24 protein-coding genes are annotated in these 18,433 nt (G+C 69.6%); 12 read left to right on the forward strand and 12 right to left on the reverse strand.

Annotation, left to right across the window (positions count from 1 at the left end; translation table 11 throughout):
* Nucleotides 1–204: 204 nt before the first annotated feature.
* The 5 genes from K3769_RS39470 to K3769_RS39490 form a co-directional block, all read right to left on the reverse strand.
* A complete protein-coding gene (locus K3769_RS39470; protein ID WP_267031018.1) occupies nt 205–417 on the reverse strand; it encodes a hypothetical protein in 213 nt (70 codons plus the stop codon).
* A 224-nt stretch (nt 418–641) separates the two neighbouring features.
* On the reverse strand, nt 642–1,559 hold the full coding sequence (locus K3769_RS39475) for an endo-beta-N-acetylglucosaminidase H (protein WP_267031019.1): 918 nt from the start codon (nt 1,557–1,559) through the stop codon (nt 642–644).
* Nucleotides 1,560–1,803: 244 nt separating this feature from the next.
* Nucleotides 1,804–2,940 (reverse strand): PQQ-dependent sugar dehydrogenase, encoded by a 1,137-nt coding sequence (locus tag K3769_RS39480; protein WP_267031020.1) that lies wholly within the window; start codon nt 2,938–2,940, stop codon nt 1,804–1,806.
* Between the two features lie 202 nt (nt 2,941–3,142).
* On the reverse strand, nt 3,143–3,676 hold the full coding sequence (locus K3769_RS39485) for a DUF4396 domain-containing protein (protein ID WP_267031021.1): 534 nt from the start codon (nt 3,674–3,676) through the stop codon (nt 3,143–3,145).
* Nucleotides 3,677–3,828: 152 nt separating this feature from the next.
* A complete protein-coding gene (locus tag K3769_RS39490; protein WP_267031022.1) occupies nt 3,829–4,437 on the reverse strand; it encodes a helix-turn-helix domain-containing protein in 609 nt (202 codons plus the stop codon).
* Between the two features lie 89 nt (nt 4,438–4,526).
* Here K3769_RS39490 and K3769_RS39495 point away from each other — a divergent pair, with 89 nt between their 5' ends.
* From K3769_RS39495 to K3769_RS39505, 3 genes are read left to right on the forward strand one after another with little or no spacing between them, the layout of a single operon-like run.
* Entirely contained in the window at nt 4,527–5,153 is a 627-nt protein-coding gene (locus K3769_RS39495; RefSeq protein ID WP_267031023.1) for a class I SAM-dependent methyltransferase, read from the forward strand.
* Nucleotides 5,154–5,191: 38 nt separating this feature from the next.
* Complete coding sequence (locus tag K3769_RS39500) at nt 5,192–5,707, forward strand: DinB family protein (RefSeq protein ID WP_267031024.1); 516 nt, start codon at nt 5,192–5,194, stop codon at nt 5,705–5,707.
* Between the two features lie 24 nt (nt 5,708–5,731).
* A complete protein-coding gene (locus K3769_RS39505; protein WP_267031025.1) occupies nt 5,732–6,781 on the forward strand; it encodes an alpha/beta fold hydrolase in 1,050 nt (349 codons plus the stop codon).
* A gap of 83 nt (nt 6,782–6,864) precedes the next feature.
* Here the strand turns inward: K3769_RS39505 and K3769_RS39510 are convergent, their stop codons facing one another.
* Both K3769_RS39510 and K3769_RS39515 read right to left on the reverse strand, forming a co-directional pair.
* Nucleotides 6,865–7,278, reverse strand: coding sequence for a peptidase inhibitor family I36 protein (locus tag K3769_RS39510; protein WP_267031026.1), 414 nt, complete (start codon nt 7,276–7,278; stop codon nt 6,865–6,867).
* Nucleotides 7,279–7,288: 10 nt separating this feature from the next.
* Nucleotides 7,289–8,239: a hypothetical protein gene (locus tag K3769_RS39515; protein WP_267031027.1), complete on the reverse strand. Its 951-nt coding sequence runs from the start codon at nt 8,237–8,239 to the stop codon at nt 7,289–7,291.
* A gap of 413 nt (nt 8,240–8,652) precedes the next feature.
* Here K3769_RS39515 and K3769_RS39520 point away from each other — a divergent pair, with 413 nt between their 5' ends.
* The 3 genes from K3769_RS39520 (at nt 8,653) to K3769_RS39535 (ending at nt 11,029) form a co-directional block, all read left to right on the forward strand.
* Nucleotides 8,653–9,567 (forward strand): NADP-dependent oxidoreductase, encoded by a 915-nt coding sequence (locus K3769_RS39520; protein WP_267031028.1) that lies wholly within the window; start codon nt 8,653–8,655, stop codon nt 9,565–9,567.
* Between the two features lie 284 nt (nt 9,568–9,851).
* Nucleotides 9,852–10,331, forward strand: a complete 480-nt coding sequence (locus tag K3769_RS39530; RefSeq protein WP_267031029.1) for a MarR family winged helix-turn-helix transcriptional regulator — start codon at nt 9,852–9,854, stop codon at nt 10,329–10,331.
* Nucleotides 10,332–10,465: 134 nt separating this feature from the next.
* Complete coding sequence (locus K3769_RS39535; RefSeq protein WP_267031030.1) at nt 10,466–11,029, forward strand: TerD family protein; 564 nt, start codon at nt 10,466–10,468, stop codon at nt 11,027–11,029.
* 100 nt (nt 11,030–11,129) lie between these two features.
* Here the strand turns inward: K3769_RS39535 and K3769_RS39540 are convergent, their stop codons facing one another.
* Both K3769_RS39540 and K3769_RS39545 read right to left on the reverse strand, forming a co-directional pair.
* Nucleotides 11,130–12,116, reverse strand: a complete 987-nt coding sequence (locus tag K3769_RS39540; RefSeq protein WP_267031031.1) for an Acg family FMN-binding oxidoreductase — start codon at nt 12,114–12,116, stop codon at nt 11,130–11,132.
* A 189-nt stretch (nt 12,117–12,305) separates the two neighbouring features.
* The gene (locus K3769_RS39545) at nt 12,306–12,521 is read right to left on the reverse strand and encodes a universal stress protein (RefSeq protein ID WP_267031032.1); all 216 of its coding nucleotides are present in this window, start codon (nt 12,519–12,521) and stop codon (nt 12,306–12,308) included.
* A 100-nt stretch (nt 12,522–12,621) separates the two neighbouring features.
* Between K3769_RS39545 and K3769_RS39550 the strand changes: the two genes are divergently transcribed.
* Together K3769_RS39550 and K3769_RS39555 are read left to right on the forward strand one after the other, a co-directional pair.
* Nucleotides 12,622–12,921 (forward strand): hypothetical protein, encoded by a 300-nt coding sequence (locus K3769_RS39550; RefSeq protein WP_267031033.1) that lies wholly within the window; start codon nt 12,622–12,624, stop codon nt 12,919–12,921.
* Nucleotides 12,922–13,331: 410 nt separating this feature from the next.
* On the forward strand, nt 13,332–14,078 hold the full coding sequence (locus K3769_RS39555; protein ID WP_267031034.1) for a sulfite exporter TauE/SafE family protein: 747 nt from the start codon (nt 13,332–13,334) through the stop codon (nt 14,076–14,078).
* 21 nt (nt 14,079–14,099) lie between these two features.
* Here the strand turns inward: K3769_RS39555 and K3769_RS39560 are convergent, their stop codons facing one another.
* Nucleotides 14,100–14,387 (reverse strand): metal-sensitive transcriptional regulator, encoded by a 288-nt coding sequence (locus K3769_RS39560; protein WP_267031035.1) that lies wholly within the window; start codon nt 14,385–14,387, stop codon nt 14,100–14,102.
* 81 nt (nt 14,388–14,468) lie between these two features.
* Between K3769_RS39560 and K3769_RS39565 the strand changes: the two genes are divergently transcribed.
* On the forward strand, nt 14,469–15,056 hold the full coding sequence (locus K3769_RS39565; RefSeq protein ID WP_267031036.1) for a rhodanese-like domain-containing protein: 588 nt from the start codon (nt 14,469–14,471) through the stop codon (nt 15,054–15,056).
* Nucleotides 15,057–15,102: 46 nt separating this feature from the next.
* Here K3769_RS39565 and K3769_RS39570 read toward each other — a convergent pair whose 3' ends face one another.
* The gene (locus K3769_RS39570; RefSeq protein ID WP_267031037.1) at nt 15,103–15,570 is read right to left on the reverse strand and encodes an OsmC family protein; all 468 of its coding nucleotides are present in this window, start codon (nt 15,568–15,570) and stop codon (nt 15,103–15,105) included.
* Nucleotides 15,571–15,845: 275 nt separating this feature from the next.
* Here K3769_RS39570 and sqr point away from each other — a divergent pair, with 275 nt between their 5' ends.
* From sqr to K3769_RS39585, 3 genes are all read left to right on the forward strand, one after another.
* On the forward strand, nt 15,846–17,087 hold the full coding sequence (gene sqr, locus K3769_RS39575) for a type III sulfide quinone reductase, selenoprotein subtype (RefSeq protein WP_267031038.1): 1,242 nt from the start codon (nt 15,846–15,848) through the stop codon (nt 17,085–17,087).
* A gap of 81 nt (nt 17,088–17,168) precedes the next feature.
* The gene (locus K3769_RS39580; RefSeq protein WP_267031039.1) at nt 17,169–17,486 is read left to right on the forward strand and encodes a TusE/DsrC/DsvC family sulfur relay protein; all 318 of its coding nucleotides are present in this window, start codon (nt 17,169–17,171) and stop codon (nt 17,484–17,486) included.
* 18 nt (nt 17,487–17,504) lie between these two features.
* Entirely contained in the window at nt 17,505–17,978 is a 474-nt protein-coding gene (locus tag K3769_RS39585; RefSeq protein ID WP_267031040.1) for a DsrE/DsrF/DrsH-like family protein, read from the forward strand.
* A 67-nt stretch (nt 17,979–18,045) separates the two neighbouring features.
* Here K3769_RS39585 and K3769_RS39590 read toward each other — a convergent pair whose 3' ends face one another.
* Nucleotides 18,046–18,336, reverse strand: coding sequence for a hypothetical protein (locus K3769_RS39590; protein ID WP_267031041.1), 291 nt, complete (start codon nt 18,334–18,336; stop codon nt 18,046–18,048).
* Nucleotides 18,337–18,433 lie beyond the last annotated feature (97 nt).

Raw genomic sequence — 18,433 nt, forward strand, 5'->3', positions numbered from 1 at the left:
TGGCGTACGGGACGCGTGAGATCTCGTGCCGTCGCGACGGACACAGTAGGGACTTTCTCCGAACTCGTCCATACTCTGTCCTCACCGAGGCCAAAGCTTCCCGTCTTTCACCGGCTCGAGTACTCATCACCTGCCTGGCACACGGCCTCCGAGCGCGGCGTCAGAGGCCCTGCTGAGCAATGCCGACCGCCGGTCCGGCGTGGGTCAGCGCGTCCGAGGATGGGAGCTGGGACGGGCCAGGCCCACGACGGCCACTGCGATGAGTCCCACGGCGGCGAGACCGGAGATCAGGGGCAGCACGGCCATGTCGTTCTTCAGCTGATTCACGGAGTTGAATGCCAGAAGGACACCGGCCAGCAGGTAGAGAAAACTCAGGGGCCGGTTCCTCGGGATCATCCGCCAGGTGCGCTCACTCATGTGTGCCTCCAACTCGATTACGGTGCAACGCAGTTCACGTGCCCGAAGATCGAGGAGCCATTCACGCCGTGGCGGTGTCCGCGAGATCAGTTCCCTGGCTGCCCCAGACGTCACGATGACGAGGTGAGGCGGCGGCCCGGCGCAGGTCGGTGGGAGAGACACCTCCTGCGGCGTCCGGGTGGGGGACGCCGCCGGGACCGTCCGTGCTCGGGTGTGCGGTCGCTTTACGGTGTGTAGACGGCGGCGCTGCCGTACAACTCCCGGGTGAAGGCGGAGATGTCCGTGCTGCGGTCGGCGCCGTTGAGGTTGTACGTCAGGAAGACCCCGTATCCCTCGCTCACGGTGCGGCGGGCGAGGGTGGTGACCGTGCTCTGCGATGTCCTGCCGATCTCGACGGCTGCCGGCGACAGTTTTGACTTCGGCAGGCCGATGGCGGGGACCTGCCAGGATCCGTAGTACGGGTTCCAGGCGTAGTCGAACTTGGAGGAGATGTTGACGCCGCCGTAGGACAGACGGGAGGCGGCCGGTCCGATGTTGTAGAGGCTGATGATCTTGTTCGGCATGTTCGCACGGAGGGCGGTCACCAGGTGCACGAACGAGCTCGTGTTGGGCTGCCCGGTGCCGTTGTTGCCGTACTCGGCGTACTCGTCGTCGAAGTCGATGCCATCGAGCCCGTATCTGGTGACGGTGTCCGACAGTTGCTTGGCGAACGCCGACGCTGTCTGCTGCGAGGGGAAGTTGGCGAAGCCGGCGCCCTGGTGGTTGCCCAGGACGGACAGGACGACCTTGATGCCCTTTTGTTGCAACGGCCGTATCTGGGTGGCGGCGTTGTCGAGGACGCGCTGCACGTTCTCGTTGAAGTACAGCTGGGCCGTTTTCGTGCTCGTGTCGTAGTTGATGTTGGCCGCGAAGATCACGGCCACGTCGAAGACGGGGTCACCGCCGTTGGCGAGGGTGTACTTGCCGACGTTCAGCATGCTGTTGTTGTTCACCTCGACATACGCCACCGAGGTCGGGCCGTTCTTCGCGAGCGCCGGGGCCGCTGTGGCGTGGGTCGAGACGGTCGCACCGAGGGCGAGAGCCGTGGCGGCCGAGAGGGCGACCGCGGCCACCTGCATCCTGCTCCGTACACGCGTGAGCATCGTTGATCGGTCTCCTGTCGCATGGTTGGCACTCGACCTGTCCGAACATGCCGAGCGAGCTGCCCCAGTGCCGACAGCCGTGCGCGAACTCTTCCCGTCTTCCTCATGCGTCACACTGCAACTCCGTTGTTCGGTAAGCCCGTTGACGAATTGGTTGCGGATTTCGGACATGCCGCGGTTGACGGCCCGACGCGTGATCGGGCCAGTGGAATTGCGGCCTGTCAACCTTGCCTGACGGCAGGGCTCAGGCCGGGTCGATGCGGAAGACGCCGCCGCCGATGGCGAGTACGTACAGTTCGCCACTGCCGCCCTGTGCGAAGGAGATGATCTCTCCGCCGTTGACCACGAGGTCGTTCACGCCGGTCACCTTGCCGTTCTTCAGCTGCAGGGAGCGGACGGTGCCGTCGCAGTAGTCGCTGAACACGTACTGGCCCTTGAGCGCCGGGATCGCCTTGCCCCGGTAGACGTAACCGCCGGTCACCGAACACCCGAGGTTGGTGCGGTCGTACTCGTGGATCGGGGGTACGTGGTTCGCGGGTTCCGTTCCGCCGCGGAAGGGATGGGTGCCCTCCATCTGGGACCAGCCGTAGTTCTCTCCGCCCTTGCTGCGTGCCGGGGCCCAGTCGATCTCCTCCCAGTCGTTCTGGCCGACGTCACCGATGAGCAGGTCGCCCGTGCCCGCGTCAAAGGAGAACCGCCACGGGTTGCGCAGGCCGTACGCCCAGATCTCGTCCCTCGCGTCGGGGTCGTTCACGAACGGGTTGTCCGGCGGGATCGCGTACGGAGTGCCGCCCCTGGGGTCGATCCGCAGGAGTTTGCCGAGGAGGGTGTCGAGGTTCTGCCCGTTGCCGTGCGGGTCGCCGCCGGAGCCTCCGTCGCCGAGCGCGATGTAGAGGTAGCCGTCGGGGCCGAATTTGATGTCACCGCCGTTGTGGTTCGCGTAGGGCTGCGTCTGGGTCAGGACCGTACGCCGGGTGTGCGGTTGGATCCTGCCGTGCCGTACGGCGAACTCGTCCACGGTGCTGGTGCCTTCGAGGTCCGTGAACGAGATGTAGAAGTGCGCGAACCTCTTGTCGAACGCGATACCGAGCAGGCCGCGTTCGCCGTCGGTGGTGGTCTCTGCGGAAATGTCGAGGACGGGCGTGCTGAGTCCCTTGCCGTCCAGGATCCTTACCGTGCCCGCGCGTTCGGCGATCCACAGGCTCCCCGACGGGCCGGCGGCGCCGGCAGTCGGATTCTTGGCGGTGGCCACGTTCGTGAGCGCGATCTTCGCTGCGTGTCGCGGGGCGGCGGGTTCGTCCGCCGACGCCGCGGTCAGGGCGAGGGAAGCGGTGAGACAGATGGTGCCGATGATCGCCGTGCTTCTGGTGCGAAGTTTCACCGGGTTCCTCCTGGAGGCGGTGAATCGGCAGGCCGCGCGGCTGCTGAGGCTGTCTTGGGGCGCCGAGGGCGGCGACACGCAACCTGGTGGTGGGGGGAGTGGGGGGTGAGAGAGCAGTGTGCTGCTTACTGGCTACCGGCTACGGATGAGGGTACTGGGGTAGAGCTTTTTGGTATAGACCAACTGCATCTCTTCTTCGGCGTCAGTGGTAGGCGTGGACGACGGCATGGCCCTTGCCGCGGCCGATCATCCACCGGTTCACCGGCGTGGTGAGCAGGAAGGCGATGACGAAGCCGCCCAGCAAAGACGTCCAGAAGAGCGTCTCGTCCAGATGGGCGTCCATCGCGCCGGGGACCACCGCGATGATGCCGTTGTCGACGAGTTCCATCACGATGATGGAGACGGTGTCGGCGGCCAGCGCCACCTTGATCGCGCTCTTCAGGCCCAGGCCGGCCTTGCGGATCGCGAACAGCGTCAACGAGTACCCGAACACGAAGGCCAGCGCGATCGCCAGAGCCATGGTCGCGGCATTGCTCCACATCAGGGCCGTGCCGATCGCCATGCCGAGGATCTCGCCGATCGCGCACCCGGTCAGGCAGTGCAGAGTCGCCTTCGCGGCGGCCGCCCAGGTGGCCGCGCCGGCGTGCTGATCGCCGTGACCATGCAAGGCCTGGTGCGCGTCGTGGTCGTCGTCGTGCGCGGCGCCGGTGTCGTGGTGATGTGCGTGGTGTTCCATGGCTGTCGTCCCCTTGTCCGTCCAGCGGTGTCGATGTCGGTTCTTGTCGTTCCCACAGTGGAACGGTATACCCCTGGGGGGTATTCCGTTAAGGGGATTGGTGAGCCGCTCCTGCGTTCCTCTCACCGACCCCTTGGGTCGCTACGTGATCGTCACCGTCGGCTCTCGGCCTGAGAGGGCCGATGAGCGTCGGTGCGTACGTGCGCCCGCATCCCTTGCAGGCCGAACAGGATCAGAAGCTCAACCGCGCCGCCGTCGGCGCTGCCCAGCCAGTGGGGCAAGGACGTGTCGAACTCGGCTGCCTCACCCGGCGGCAGTATCAGGTCCCGCTCGCCGGTCACGAGTCGCAGGCGTCCGGTGAGCACGTAGAGCCACTCGAAGCCTTCGTGGGTCTGCGGGGTCGGTTCGAGTGGTTCCGGCCGGGCGGGGATGATCATCTTGAACGCGTGCACACCACCCGGTCGCCGGGACAGGGGCACGAAGGTCATGCCGAACTGCCTGATCGGCTTGAGGTGGATCCGGGGGTCGCCGGTGCGCGGGGCACCGACGAGGTCGTCCAGCGGAACGTCGTAGATACGGGCCAGCGGCAGCAGCAGTTCCAGGCTCGGGCGACGCTGCCCGTTCTCCAGCCGGGACAGGGTGCTCTCCGACACGCCGGTCGTCGCCGCCAGGTCGGCGAGGGTGATGCCGCGGTCACGACGCAGCGCACGCAGCCGCGACCCCACCGCGTCGAGCACGTCGTCGTCCGTCTTGGGATCCATGCGGCCCACCTTGCCACTACCGCAAGATTCCGTGCCAAGCCGGGGGTTGCCTGCCAAGACTGAGCACCTGCCGACGCAAGGAGATCTTGATGAGTACCAGCGATGCGGTCGCCTTCTGGGACGGCGTCTACGCGGCCCGGCCCGCAGCCGGCAACCCGCGGCCGAATGTCCGCCTCACCGAGACGGTGACGGGCCTGCCGCCCGGTGACGCGTTGGACCTCGGCTGCGGTGACGGCGGCGACGCGCTGTGGCTCGCCGGCCAGCAGTGGCAGGTCACCGCCGCCGACATCTCGGCCGTGGCGGTCGAGCGGCTCGCCGCCCTCGCCCGCTCACACGGCCTGGGCGACCGTGTCACCACCGTGCAGCACAACGTGGACATGTCGTTCCCGCCCGGCGCATTCGACCTGATCTGCGCCCACTACCTGCACACCCCCCATGAGCTGGACCGGGCAACCGTCCTGCGCTCGGCCGCGCACGCACTGCGCCCGGGCGGGCGGCTGCTGGTCGTCGACCACGGCTCGACCGCGCCGTGGTCGTGGAACCAGGATCCCGACGTCCACTACCCGAGCCCGCGGGAAGTCGCCGCCGGTATCGGCCTGGCCCCGCAGACATGGACGGTCGAGCGGGCGGACGCGCCGCGCCGGATCGCGACCGGACCGGGCGGGCACACCGCCGAGGTCACCGACCACGTCCTCCTCATCCGCCGCACCGCCTGACACGGCGGCCTGCCCCCACTGAAGGAAGGCGACCACACTTGCCCAGCACCACACGACGCCCCTCCACACGCCGCACTGGCCGTGGCGACACCCCGCCGCCCCGGACCGGACGCAGTGAGATCGAGGTCCTGCGCGGCTTTCTCGACTACCTCCGGACCTCGATCGCCACGAAGGTCGACGGCGCACCCGAGCCGCAGGTGCGAACAGCCGCAGTGCCGTCGGGCACGAACCTGCTCGGCCTGCTCAACCACCTGACGTACGTCGAGCGGTCGATGTTCCTCGGGGACGACGTCACCGACTGGCAGGCGACGTTCCGCGCCGCACGGACGGACAGCGTGGCCGAGGTCGTCGCCCGCTACCGGAACGCGGTCGAGCGCGCGAACGACGTTCTCGACGGGTGCGCCGATCTCGGCACACCGGTTCCCCGACCGCGGCCGGACCGCCCCGCTCCCAGCGTCCGTTGGGCCCTCGCCCACATGATCGAGGAGACCGGCCGGCACGCGGGCCACGCGGACATCCTCCGCGAACTCATCGACGGCACGACCGGCCGCTGACCCACCCTCTCAGGACGGAAACACATGACCACGGATCCACGGCCGTTGCCACGGCGCTCCCTCCGTTCCGCGCACACGGCGGCAACCATGGTGCTCGCCCTCCTGCTCACGATCGTCACCACAGCCTGTGCCGCCCCCGCCTCCAGGTCCACTACGGCAGCCGGTGGCGATGTTCCCGCCTACGCCGCCGCCAGCCAGGACGATCCCCGGTTCGACAAGACCTTCCGGCACAAGTTCGCCGAGGTCGACGGCGTCCGTATGCACTATGTGAAGGGCGGCAGCGGCACACCGGTCGTGCTGATACACGGCTGGCCACAGACCTGGTACGGCTGGTGGCCGATCATGCCGGAACTCGCTGAGCACCACACCGTCTACGCCGTCGATCTCCCCGGACTGGGCGACAGCACCGGCTCTCCCCGCGGATACGACAAAGCCACGCTGGCGCGGTACGTGCACGAGCTGATCGCCGATCAGCTCGGGGTGCGTGATGCCCGTGTCATCGGGCACGATCTCGGCGCCGCGGTGGCATTCCAGTACGCCGGCCAATTTCCTCACGACACCGCACGCCTCGGCTACCTCGACCTGCCGCTGCCCGGGCCCGCGATCGATGCGAGAACGTACCGCTCGCTGAGCTGGCACATCGCCTTTCACTCCCAGCGACGAGTCCCCGAGGCGGTCGTGGATGACGATGTCCGCGAGTACCTGGCACTGTTCTATCCTCAAGTCTCCTTCGGTGGCTCGGCGTTCGGCGGCACCTCCGACCGGTCTCCGTTCACCGGCGCCGAGATCGACGAGTACGCACGAACGTACAGTCGGCCCAAGGTCCTGTCGGGCGGCTTCGAGCTCTACCGCGCCCTCGACAAAGACGTCCGCGACACTGTGGCAGCGGCACCGGTGCGTGTCCCGACCCTGCTCATGGCCGCACAAGGACAACTCGAAGCGATCCAGGGCACAGCCGCCCCGCGCATGACCAACATCGTGCGGGCGGTGGACGTGCCGAAGGCCGGCCACTGGCTCGTCGAGGAGAACCCTCGGTTCGTCACCGCCGAGCTGTTGCGTTTCCTCGACGGATGACCACGCCACCAAGGCGGCATCGCAACGGACACTGACATTCCCTCACCGCCGGACCGCACACGCCCACCGGTGAGGGTGGGTGGTCAGTAGCCGCAGTTGGTGACCCACTTGTGGGAGGAGATGCGGTCGTTCCACTCCCACGGGATGTTGCCCGAGCCCGCGTTGGGGGCGCAGGTGGAGGCGCCGCCGTAGTTGATGTCCGCGTACACGCGTACGTCGCCGTAGGCGCCCGAGTAGCCGTTGTTCCACCAGGAGGAAGCGCGGTCGTTCATGTTGTAGCCGCCGCCCCAGCCGCAGGTCCTCCAGTCGGCGTCGTTGCCGCTCCACCCGCACTGGGAACCGCCACGGTTGGTGTCCTCCCACACCCAGTAGGCGCCGTCGGCGGCCAGGTCGGAGGTGTCGGGCGTGGCGGCTCTCGCGGTGGACAGGGTGGCAGGCACGGTCAGCAGCGGCAGGACGAACGCGCCGGCCAGCAGCATGGTGCGGAACTTACGCATGGGGCCCTCCTCAGGGCTCGGTCTTACCCGGTGATGCGGATGGAGAAGGTGGTGCAAGGCGCCGCGCCATGGGCAGCGCGGCGTTCTGGAACCGCCACCTTTCGGCGAGCTCCTCCCCGTACCGGGTGCGGAGTTGTTCGCCGTGGGAGCGGTCCAGAGCCTTTGAGACCCGCGCCAGTGGTGTGTTGGTGGCGCAGGTTGCTTCTGTGACGGCGAGCGCGGTCTCGGCCGCGTCCGCTTTGGCTGCCGGCATGTTCTCGGCGTAGCGGGCCGCCGCCTGCCGTGACTCGTCCGGAGTGGCGTAAGGGCGGCCTGCCTGTCGCATGCAGCCGGCCCACCTGCGCACTGCGTCCGTGTACCGACGCTCCTTGTGTACGCGCGTCTCGCGGAGGGGACGCAGGTTCATGGTGATGACCTTGACCCGGAACCAGTCGTCGAGGTCTGCGTAAAGAGTGCGTTCGGCGTCCGCGATACAGCCCTTGGTGGAGGCGGTGATCGTCATCCCGGTGGGTGCTTTCACCGACAGTCCCACGGGGGAGGGCCCGGTCAGTGCGGTGCGTGCGGCCACCCGGGCGGACGGGGACAGCCTGTGGAAGTACCGCTGGTTGGGGTCGGCCTGCTGTGCGGCGGCCTTGAGACGTTCCTGACGGCCGCCGTATCCGTGGGCGCGGGCCCAGGCGACGTCGTCGACTGCGTACGGGAAGGAGCGGGCGCCCTCTCCGGAGGCGCCGATGACGTCCGTGACCTCGTACCTGAATCCCCGCGCCGTCATGCACCGGCTGATCAGGACCTGTTCCGCCCGGTCCAGCAGCCGGGACTCCTCCGCGCTCGGCTCGCGGGACGGAGCTGTCGGGTGGGGGCGCGACGGCGGGGCGTCCGTGGCCGTTCCGCATCCGGCCAGTAACAGGGCCGCGGCCAGGCCGGTGGTCGCGATGCCGATCGTTGCACGGTGACGCCTCATCGACGGACGCACTCCTCTCGCCATCGTTGCCGCTGTCGGGTTCTTGCGAACTCAGGCCTGTCCGCTGCCCGTTGTTCCCTGTGGGGCGGTTGCGGTGCGGCTAGTCTCCGTTCCTCGCAGACCTACCGCAATCCTTTCAACTGTGAGTGAAAGGTGCAGGACATGACATGTTTGGGTGAGTCGTTCGTCCTTGACGCCGCCCGGCAGTACCTCGGCGAGGGGGTGCGGGGGTGGAGATCCGCGACTGTGATGGCGGGGCGAGGTAGGGCGGGGCGGGGCGGGGCGGGGCGAGGCGGATCCAGCCGCACTCGCTTCACGGCGAATGCTTGGCTAGCCACATAATCGGTGCTACGTTTTACGTGGCTGGCCACGTAATCGGGGTCACCGTACTGCCCCACCCAAGGAGAACAGTCATGAAGGCCATCGTTTTCGACACGTTCGGCGGCACCGAGGTCCTGCACGAGACGGAGGTCGAGATCCCCCAGCCCGGCTCCGGCCAGGTCCGGGTCCGCGTCCAGGCGATCGGTGTCAACCCGGTCGACGGCAAGATCCGCTCCGGGATCATGGAGGCCATCTTCCCCACCACCCTGCCCGCCATCCCCGGTGGCGAGATCGCCGGAATCATCGACGCACTGGGCGAAGGCGTCGACCGGTTCACCGTGGGCGACGAGGTACTGGGCTGGTCGGACACCGGCTCCTACGCCCAGTACGCACTCGCCACCGCCACCGTCCTTGCCCCCAAGCCCGCAGGCCTGCCCTGGACCCACGCCGCCGCCCTCCCGGTGGCCGGTGACGGCGCCGAACGGGTCCTGGACCTGCTCGACATCAAAGCGGGCGAGACCCTGCTCATCCACGGCGCCTCCGGCGCGCTGGGCACCATCGCCGTCCAACTCGCCGTAGCCCGCGGCGCCCGCGTCATCGGCACCGCCGGTCCCGCCAACCAGGACTACGTCACCTCACTGGGCGCCACCGCGCTGCCCTACGGACAGGACCTCGTCCAGCGGGTGCGCGCCGTGGCCCCGCACGGCATCGACGCCGTGTTCGACGCCGCCGGCAAGGGCGCACTGGAGGACTCCATCACCCTGCGCGGCACCACCGGCCGCATCGTCACCACTGCCGACTTCCGCGCCCGCGAACTCGGCATCGTCTTCGCCGAAGGCCCCCAGCGACGCTCGGCCGCCCGACTGGCCGAACTCGCCCAGCAGGCCGCCGACGGCACCCTGACGATCACGGTCGGCGCCACCCACCCGCTCGCCGACGCCGCCAAGGCCCAGCAGGCCAGCGACGCCGGCCACAGCCGCGGAAAGCTCGTCCTGACCGTCGGCTGACCCCGTCCATCGCCGGCCGCCTCCGATCCCCTTGACCCCCTTGACCCCCTTGACTGTCGTGACCACCTCCCGCACCTACAACACCCCGCACGGGCGGCAGCCGGTGGCACCCTCCGTGGCGCGTCCGGCGGGCATGATGTTCACCGCGTCCGGCCAATCCCGACCTGGTCGAGCGAGTACGCTCTGGGGCGCCGCTGAACACGCCTGACCCGGCCACCCTCTGCAGCGGCGGCGAGACCGGGCACATCGACTACCCCACCCGCCACGACGCCTGAGGAGAACCGATGACCGACCCCGCCTCCAGGCCCCCCGGCACAGCGCGCGACGGCCGCCTCAGCTATGCCGTCTTCCAGCTCGCCCGCGCCCACCGCGGCCATGCCGCCACCATGCTCCGCAACATGAATCTGCACCCGGGACAGGAACTGCTGCTCATGCAGCTCTTCGACCGCGACGGCCAGACCCAGTCCGAACTCCTGGAGACCGTCGGCCTCGACCACTCCACCGTCTCCAAGTCGCTGCGCCGGATGCAGGACGCCGGACTCCTCGTACGGGAACCCGCCGCACACGACCGGCGTGTCATGGTCGTCCACCTCACCGACGCCGGACGTGCCCTGCGTGAGCCCATCGCGGACATGTGGCGGACCCTGGAGAAGATCTCCGTGCAGGGCCTGACGGCGGAGCAGATCGAGGCGTTCACCGCGACCGCGTACGCGATCGTGCGGTCGGTCAAGGACCGAGGTCACCAGGTTCCGTCGGACGAATAGGTCTGCCCGGCGCTGGTGAAGGACGTTTTCGGGCGGGTCGCGGGCCCTTCGGATCCGCACACGCGCCGCGGTGCGAGGCTTCAACAGGACCTCGGCGAGACATACTTGACGATGGAGGAACCAGCCGCAGCGATATGGGCAGCAATGTGGACAGGAAAGGCAGCGATCCGGTGTACAGCGGTAAACGGGGTGTGGAAAAGGTCGAGGTGCGGCTCAAATGGGATCCCAATGCCTGGAATCAGCCACCGCACCATCTCGACATCATCGCCGCGACCTATTCGGTGGACGCCCCGCACGGGAAACCGGTGTACGTCGTCCATTTCGACAGTCGCTCACCGGACGGCACCATCAATATGAACCGGCACAGTCAGACCGGTCAGGGTTTCGGCTACGTGGAAGTGATGACCCTGGAACTCGACCGTCTCGCCTCGTCCTTCGCACGGGTGGTCGTGGGCGTGGTGATTCACCAGAACAGCGGCCACAAGACGTTCGGCGATCTGTCCAACGCCGGAGTGCAGGTCGTCGAGGGTTACGAGGAACTCCTCACGGACGATTTCTCACAGGTCGCCGCATCCACGGCCACAACGGTCGCGGAGTTCACCAGGGACGCCACGGCGGCGTGGAATTTCCATGGGATGGTCCGAGGCTCCGACAGCGACCCCGTGGTCTTCACCGCGGAAATGGGCGGTACCCAGTAGCTCGCAGCCCACCGGTCGGAATGCGCAGGCCCGTAGCGCGTGGGCGGGCGGTGGTACGGGGTGGAGCGGGCGAAGGGGAGGACGCCCGCCGGGGCACGGGTCACTGCAGCATTGGGCCGATCGGGTCGGCCGGCGCGCCGCGGCGCGGGGTGGAGGGCCCCGCCGGTCCGTACCCGAGACGGATCAGCATCTGGGCGTGGCCGAGCGGGCCTTCGTCCGGCAGCAGGCCCTCGCGGAGGTCCGGCCACTCCAGCGCCTGGTGCAGGAGGGAGGCCCGGACGCCGTGCGTCGTCGCTACCAACAGGACGCGCTCCAGCGCCTGTCCGGCCCGCAACCAGTCGCTCCGGCGGTCATGTGCCGTGGACAGTACGGCGATCACCGGATGCCTCTCGAAGGACCGGGCGGGCAGCACGTCCGGGTGCCGGTGGGCAACGAAGTCGCGCATGGGGATCCGTTCACGGAAGTCCTGAGGTCCCAGCACCCGGGGCGGCATGCCCAGAGAACCCTCGTCGGGTTCGTGCACCCATCGACGGCTTTCCATGGCCCGTTCGGGATCGTTGGCGTTGCGGTGTTCCGCCTGCTTGGTGAGGTGCAGCAGCCGGCCGGTCCCGTCGGGCGCGGGGACGGTCAGGGCAGCGCCCTCGGCGTGGGCCGCTTCGCCGAGTTCGGCCAGCACCCGGGTCGGCAGGGGGCGTTCGGAGAAGGGGAACCGGCTGCTGTGCCGGCGCCACAGTGCCTCGTACAGGCGCGGCACCGACGGGTTGGAGCGGGCGTTACCGCCGAGTCGTACGGTGGCGAGCAGGCCCGGTTCGGCGGGCTGCGGCAGCAGCCGTGTCACCGGCTCCCAGCCGAAGCGTGCCACCGCCACCCGCAGGTTCAGCAGTGCGCATCCCGCGGAGATGTGCAGGGCACGTCCGACGGGGTCGATGTGGCGCAGGCCCCGTTCCGCCACCGCCCGCAGCCCTACCGTCACCGGGTCGGGGTCGAGCCAGAAGCGCCACGGCTGGGTGTTGTGGATCGAGGGCGCGGCCACCGCCGCTGAGACCAGCGTCTCCAGGGTCGGTGCGTCCAGGGTCGCGGAAGACATGCGATCCTCCTTCCCGCCTCGCGGCGACCGGTCGTCCGGGCATCGGGTCACTGGCTCAGCGTCGCGCGGCAGGGGGTGGAGAAGGAGGGGCCGGACGGCCCCTGGGGCGGGTCCAGGCGGACCTGCGGCAGCGCCCGGTGCCGGGCCACGAGGGCCTGCCGTACCGTCCGATGCGGCTGCCCGTCGTGGTCAGTCGTGCGGAACCACGGCCACCGGCGCGTGCGCGTGGTGCAGTACCGCATGCGTGACAGGACCGATGCGCGGATCCGTCGGCGAGTGGCGGGGACCGTGGCCCAGGACGACAAGCTGTGCGTCCCGGGACGCGTCCACGAGGTGCGCGCCCGCCGCGCCGGGCAGGGCCTGCGGGCGCACGTCCACCGCGGGGAACTTCTCCCGCCACGGCATGAGACCGCTGCAGCCGCTCCTGTTGCGCGATGGCCGCTGCGGCGGTCACACCGCGACCTGCGGCCGCTCCGCGCAACCGGTACGCGGGAAGGCTCCAGCCGTGTATGACGCGCAGGGCGGCGGCACGCAGCGTGGCCGCTTCGATGGCGTACCCGATCACGGCGTCGGCCGGAACGCGCAGGTCCAGGCCGAGGACGATGTCCCCTACCGGCGGCCCGGAGTTCGCGGGCGTGCAGCCGTCCCCGGTCGTTGTCCCGCCGTCCTGTACCAGTACGACCGGCCGCTCGGCGTGGGCCAGCACTCCGAAGGCCACGGATCCGAAGAGGAACCCGGCGAGTGCCCCCGGCGCGCGGTACCCGAGGACCACCCACGCCTCGGCGACATCGGAACGACGGCGTAACGTATTGCGCCGCCAGCGCCAGAACCTGGCCTACGCATCGCGCACCTCCTGTCCGGTCGGACACAGTGACCGTGCCACGCGGGGAAGGGACGCGGTGTGGGCCGGTCGGGGCCGCACTTGACAGGGCGTCCGGCCCTGACCGGCCGCGCCGAGGGACCGATGGGCCCTGGTACCGCACCAGGGCCGCGCGGCTCCCGCGAGCCAGGATCGCAGCTCGTGACCGTAAATACCCCAGGGGGTATGTGTGCTACCTTCGCAGATATACCCCCTGGGGTAAGTCTCATGTGAAAGGAGTACGGCGTGTTCTTCGTCGATGCGAACGCGGTGTCGGGGCTCGGCAACCGGAGCCATGTCGGCGGCGGCGAGGGGACGGCGGTTGCGGTCGACCCGCCACGCGACCGCACGGTCACGTGAGCGCGGTCGTACTCGCCCTGGCCGCCGGAGCGGTCATCGGGCTGGCGCTCGGCGCGCTCGGCGGCGGCGGCAGCGTCCTGGCCGTGCCCGCACTGATCTACCTGCTCGGCTTCAGTCCGGTCGGTGCGACGACCGCGAGCCTGGTCATCGTCACGCTCACCTCGGTCACCGCGCTGGTCGCGCATGCTCGTGACGGCAACGTGCGGTGGCGTACGGGGCTGCTGTTCGCGGCGGCCGGGATCGGTCCGGCGATGCTGGGCGGCGCACTCGCCGGCCGCACTCCGCAGGCCGTGCTGACGGCGCTGTTCGGTGTGGTCGCGGGAGCAGCCGCCCTGCGCATGCTGCGGTCGAGGCCCATCGCGGAGGTTGCCGTGACGGTCCGGCCGGGGCGGGCGGCGGCGGCCGGTGCCGGCCTCGGCGCGGTCACCGGGGTGCTCGGCGTCGGAGGCGGCTTCCTTGCTGTACCGGCCCTGGTGGGTGTGCTGGGCATGCGGATGCGCAACGCGGTGGGTACCAGCCTGCTGGTCATCACCGTCAACTCGCTGGCCGCGCTGTCGATGCGGGGCCGTGCGGTCGAGGGGCTGGACTGGGCGGTGGTCGGTCCGTTCGTCGGGGCCGCTGTCCTCGGTGCCTGGGACGGCAAGCGGCTGGCCGCGAGGGTCTCCGCCCCCACGCTTCAGCGGATCTTCGCCCTGGTACTGCTGGCCGTCGCGGCCTTCATGCTGGTCTCCGCGCCGCTGTGACGGCCGCCGCGGCGCACGCCCTCAGGCCAGGGACAGGAACAGCTTCTCCAGCCGCGCGCGCATCGCCGCCGGGTCCTCGCCGTTCTTGCGCCCGGACTCCAGGTCGGTGACGCACTGCTGCAGACCCGTCGCGATGATGGCGAAACCGGCCCGGTCCAGCGCGCGGGAGGCGGCGGCGAGCTGCGTGACGACGTCCTCGCAGTCACGCCCCTCCTCGATCATGCGGATCACGCCGGCGATCTGACCCTGCGCCCGGCGCAGCCGGTTCAGCACGGCCTTCAGGTCCGCACCTTCAAGTTCCAGTTCCACGATCACTCCCAAGAAAATACCCCTAGGGGTACTCTACGTCCCGGTACGGGGCTGCGTCGACCACTAAGGATCACACCTGCCATGACCAACCACCCGACCCCTGTGACGCTCGGCGCGGCCCAGGCCCGCACCCGGCTGCACGAGCTGACCGTCATCGACGTGCGCACGCCCGCCGAGTACGCCTCGGGCCACCTGCCCGGTGCTCTCAACATCCCCCTGGATCACATCCGGCGGGCGCTGCCGGAGATACGGCACGCCGCCGCACACGGCGACGTCCTCGTCGTGTGCGCCTCGGGCACCCGCTCGGAGAACGCCTGCAAGCTCTTGGCCGCGCAAGGCGTCACGACGGCGACCCTGGCCGGCGGTACCGGTGCCTGGGCCGCCGAGGGACACGACCTGCACACCCCGGCGGCCTGCGACACGCGGTCCGGCTGGAGCATGGAACGCCAGGTGCGCTTCACCGCCGGCAGCCTGGTGCTGCTCGGCCTCGCCCTTGGACTGCTCGCGCATCCGGCCTTCCTGTTGGTCTCGGCCGGCGTCGCGGGCGGCCTGGTCTTCTCCGCCCTCACCGACACCTGCGGCATGGCCGTCGTGCTCGGCAGGCTGCCGCACAACCGCCCGCGCGCGGCCGACCTGGACGCCACCCTGGCGGCTCTTCGCAGTCGCTGACCGGGACGTTCTGGGACGGGGACCTTCCGGGACGCCCTGACGGCTGTCAGGGGAGGGATGGGGGCGGTGCCAGCTCGATGTCGATCTCGGGCGGCTCGTGCAGGGTGTTGTGGACCGTGCAGCGCGAGACCACCGCCAGCAGGGCCGCACGCCGCCGCTCGGGCAGTTCCGGCGGCGGCACGATCACCAGCAGCATGGAGGCCACGCGCGGCGGTCGGTCGGTGGCCATGGTGAACTCCGTGCGGACGCGCAGCCCGGCCTGGGACAGGCCGTGCCGGTGGAGGTAGCGGCCCGCGTAGAAGGCGACGCAGGTCGCCAGGGAGGCCGCGAAGAGCTCGGTGGGGGTGGGCGCGGTGTCGGACCCGCCCGCCTCCAGGGGCTGGTCGACCTGGAGGCGGTGTCCCCGCACCTCCGTGCTGTACGCGTCGCCGTCGACGTGGGCGACCTCCAGACGGTGCACGTCCCCGGACCGGGCGCGGTTCGTGTGGAGGGTCTGCGGTGTGCTGCCGGTCATGGCCGAGCCCTTCTCGCTGATGTCGACTGCTCCGAACCCCAGTCGACCGCGAGCGCGGGGGAGGGGCGAGGGTCCGACGGGGTGCGCCGGGGGCCGTTCGGCCCTCGTGCCCGGTTACGCCGGGGCATACCCTGCCGGGTATTTCACCCGGGGGTTCGTGTCGGACGCGGGGGGCGTGGGGGCCGGTGGGCCCGGCCGAAGTGATACCCGGGTGGGTACTCGGCGGGGACCCGCGGCCCATGCCCTGCCGTCGTCTCGCGCACGACAGTGGGGGCATGGGCAAACACATCGTGATTCTCGGCGGCGGAACCGCCGGCACCATGACGGCCAACCGCCTGTGCCGCACGTACGACCGAGACGAGTGCCTTGTCACGGTCGTCGACCAGGACGACGACCACCTCTACCAGCCCGGCCTGCTGTTCGTGCCCTTCGGGCTCGCTCGGCCCGACCACCTGGTCCGGTCCCGTCCCCGGCAACTGGACGAGGCCGTCGACTACAAGATGGCGCGGATCGACCGGGTCGACCTGGACGCTCGGACGGTGCGGCTGGCCGGGGGCATCCAGCTGTCGTACGACGTCCTCGTGGTCGCCACCGGGGCCCGGCTGCTGCCGGAGGAGACCGAGGGGCTGACCGGCCCCGGCTGGGGCGAGAAGGTCTTCACCTTCTACGACCTGCCCGGCGCCACCGGTCTGCACGACGCGCTGGAGCGCTTCGAGGGTGGCCGCGTGGTGGTCGACATCGCCGACCTGCCCCTCAAATGCCCGGTCGCGCCTCTGGAGTTCGCGTTCCTCGCCGACTGGTACTTCCGGTCCCGGGGCATCCGCGACCGGGTCGAGCTGACGTACGCCACCCCGCTCGACGGGGCGTTCACCAAGCCGGTCGCGGCCAAGGCGCTGGGCGGGTTGCTCAATGACAAGGGGATCGAGCTGGTCACCGAGTTCACACTCGGAGAGGTCGACGGCGAACACGGACGGCTGATGTCCTACGACGAGCGCGAGGTGGCCTTCGACCTGGCCGTGGTCGTGCCGCTGCACGGCGGCGCCGAGTACGTGGGGCGCTCCGCAGGGCTGGGCGACGAACTCGGCTTCGTGCCCGTCGACCCGCACACCCTGCAACTTCCGGGTCGGCACGAGGTGTTCGCGGTCGGGGACGCGGCGGGTCTGCCGGCGTCCAAGGCGGGCTCGGTGGCGCACTTCGAGGGGGAGGTGCTGGTGCACAACATCGGCCAGTTCCTGGCCGGGCAGCCACTGGACGCCTCCTTCGACGGGCATGCCAACTGCTTCGTGGAGACCGGCTTCCACAAGGCCCTGCTGATCGACTTCAACTACGACACCGAACCGCTGCCGGGTCACTTCCCGGGCCCTGTCGGCCTGCCACTGCTGAAGGAGTCGCACGCCGCCCATCTCGGCAAGCTCGCCTTCGAGTGGCTGTACTGGCACAGCCTGCTGCCCGGCCGGGAGCTGCCGGGTATCGGCTCGGCGATGTCCGAGCACGGCAAGCATCACGTGCCGCACTGAGGAGTACGTGCCGCACTGAGGCCCACGTGTCCGTCTGCGGCCACGCGCCCGTTCAGGTCGGCTCAAGGGAGAGGACCCGCCATGCCCACCACCACCTACGACAACACCGGCGTCCCCATCGACGACGAGGGGTTCTTCACCGACCCGGCCCGCTGGACCGAGCCGATGGCGGAGCAGATCGCCAAGGAGGCCGGTATCGACGCGCTGACCGACCGGCACTGGATCGTGATCCGCTTCATGCGCGACCAGTACGCGGCCAAGGGCACCGGTCCGACCGTGCGTGTTCTCGGCAAGGTCTCCGGCGTCAGCGTGAAGGAGCTCTACCAGCTCTTCCCCAAGGGTCCGGCGAAGACCGCCGCGAAGATCGCCGGTATCCCCAAGCCCCGCGGGTGCATCTGAGAGGGAGTGCGGTCCGTCATGGCCGACACCGCCACGATCGAGAAGGTTTCCGTCATCGTCTCCAAGGGCTCCCTGGAAGGGATCTACCCCGCGCTGATCATGGCCAACGGCGCCCGCGCCGAGGGCATCGAGGCCGAGTTGTTCTTCACCTTCTTCGGCCTGGACGCGATCACGAAGAAGCGCTGGGAACACATCAAGCTGGCCACCGTCGGCAACCCCGGACTGCACCTGCCGACCCTGCTCGGCGGCGTGCCCGGCGTTCCGGGCCTGGTCACCCGCCAGATGGAGCACAAGATGGACAAGCTCGACATCCCTCCGATCCCCGAGTTCATCGAGATGATCGCCGACACCGGCGCCGGGATCTACGCCTGCAAGGCGTCCGTCGACCTCTTCGAACTCGCCAAGGAAGACCTCGTCGAACAGGTCCAGGGCATCATCACGGTCGGCGAGTTCTACCAGCACGCGGCCGGCGGCCAGATCATCTACACCTGAGATGCCCGACGCCGGGGTCGCGCGAGTGACAGGGCCGCGCCGGCGGCGCCTGTCATGCCGGCCCCGGTCAGGGTGAGGGCGAGCCCTCCGGTGTCGGACCGGCGGGCTCGGTGTCGTTCTCGGCCAGGTCGGCGTACCGGAGGAGCAGGTGGGCCACGTCGCGTGCCTCGTCGGCGGTGAGTGCCGCCCACACACCCGGCTCGTCGCCCTGGTCGCGGCCCACGTCCAGGGTGACCCGGCTGATGGGTCGCTCCGCGGGCGCGAGCCGCAGGCACCGCACGGCGATCCTGCGCCCGCAGGCGGTCACGACGAAGTTGTCCCCGCTCGTCGGGGGCCGGTCACGACCTGCTGTTGCCATCGTTTTCACGCTCCTCCGCCGGGTCGGACGGCAGTCCCCGGCGGATGCCGTCCGCGGCGGTGGTGCCGTCGCCTGTGGACCACATACCCGCCGGGGT

The sequence above is a fragment of the Streptomyces ortus genome, assembly GCF_026341275.1.
GTDB classification, from domain to species: Bacteria; Actinomycetota; Actinomycetes; order Streptomycetales; family Streptomycetaceae; genus Streptomyces; species Streptomyces ortus.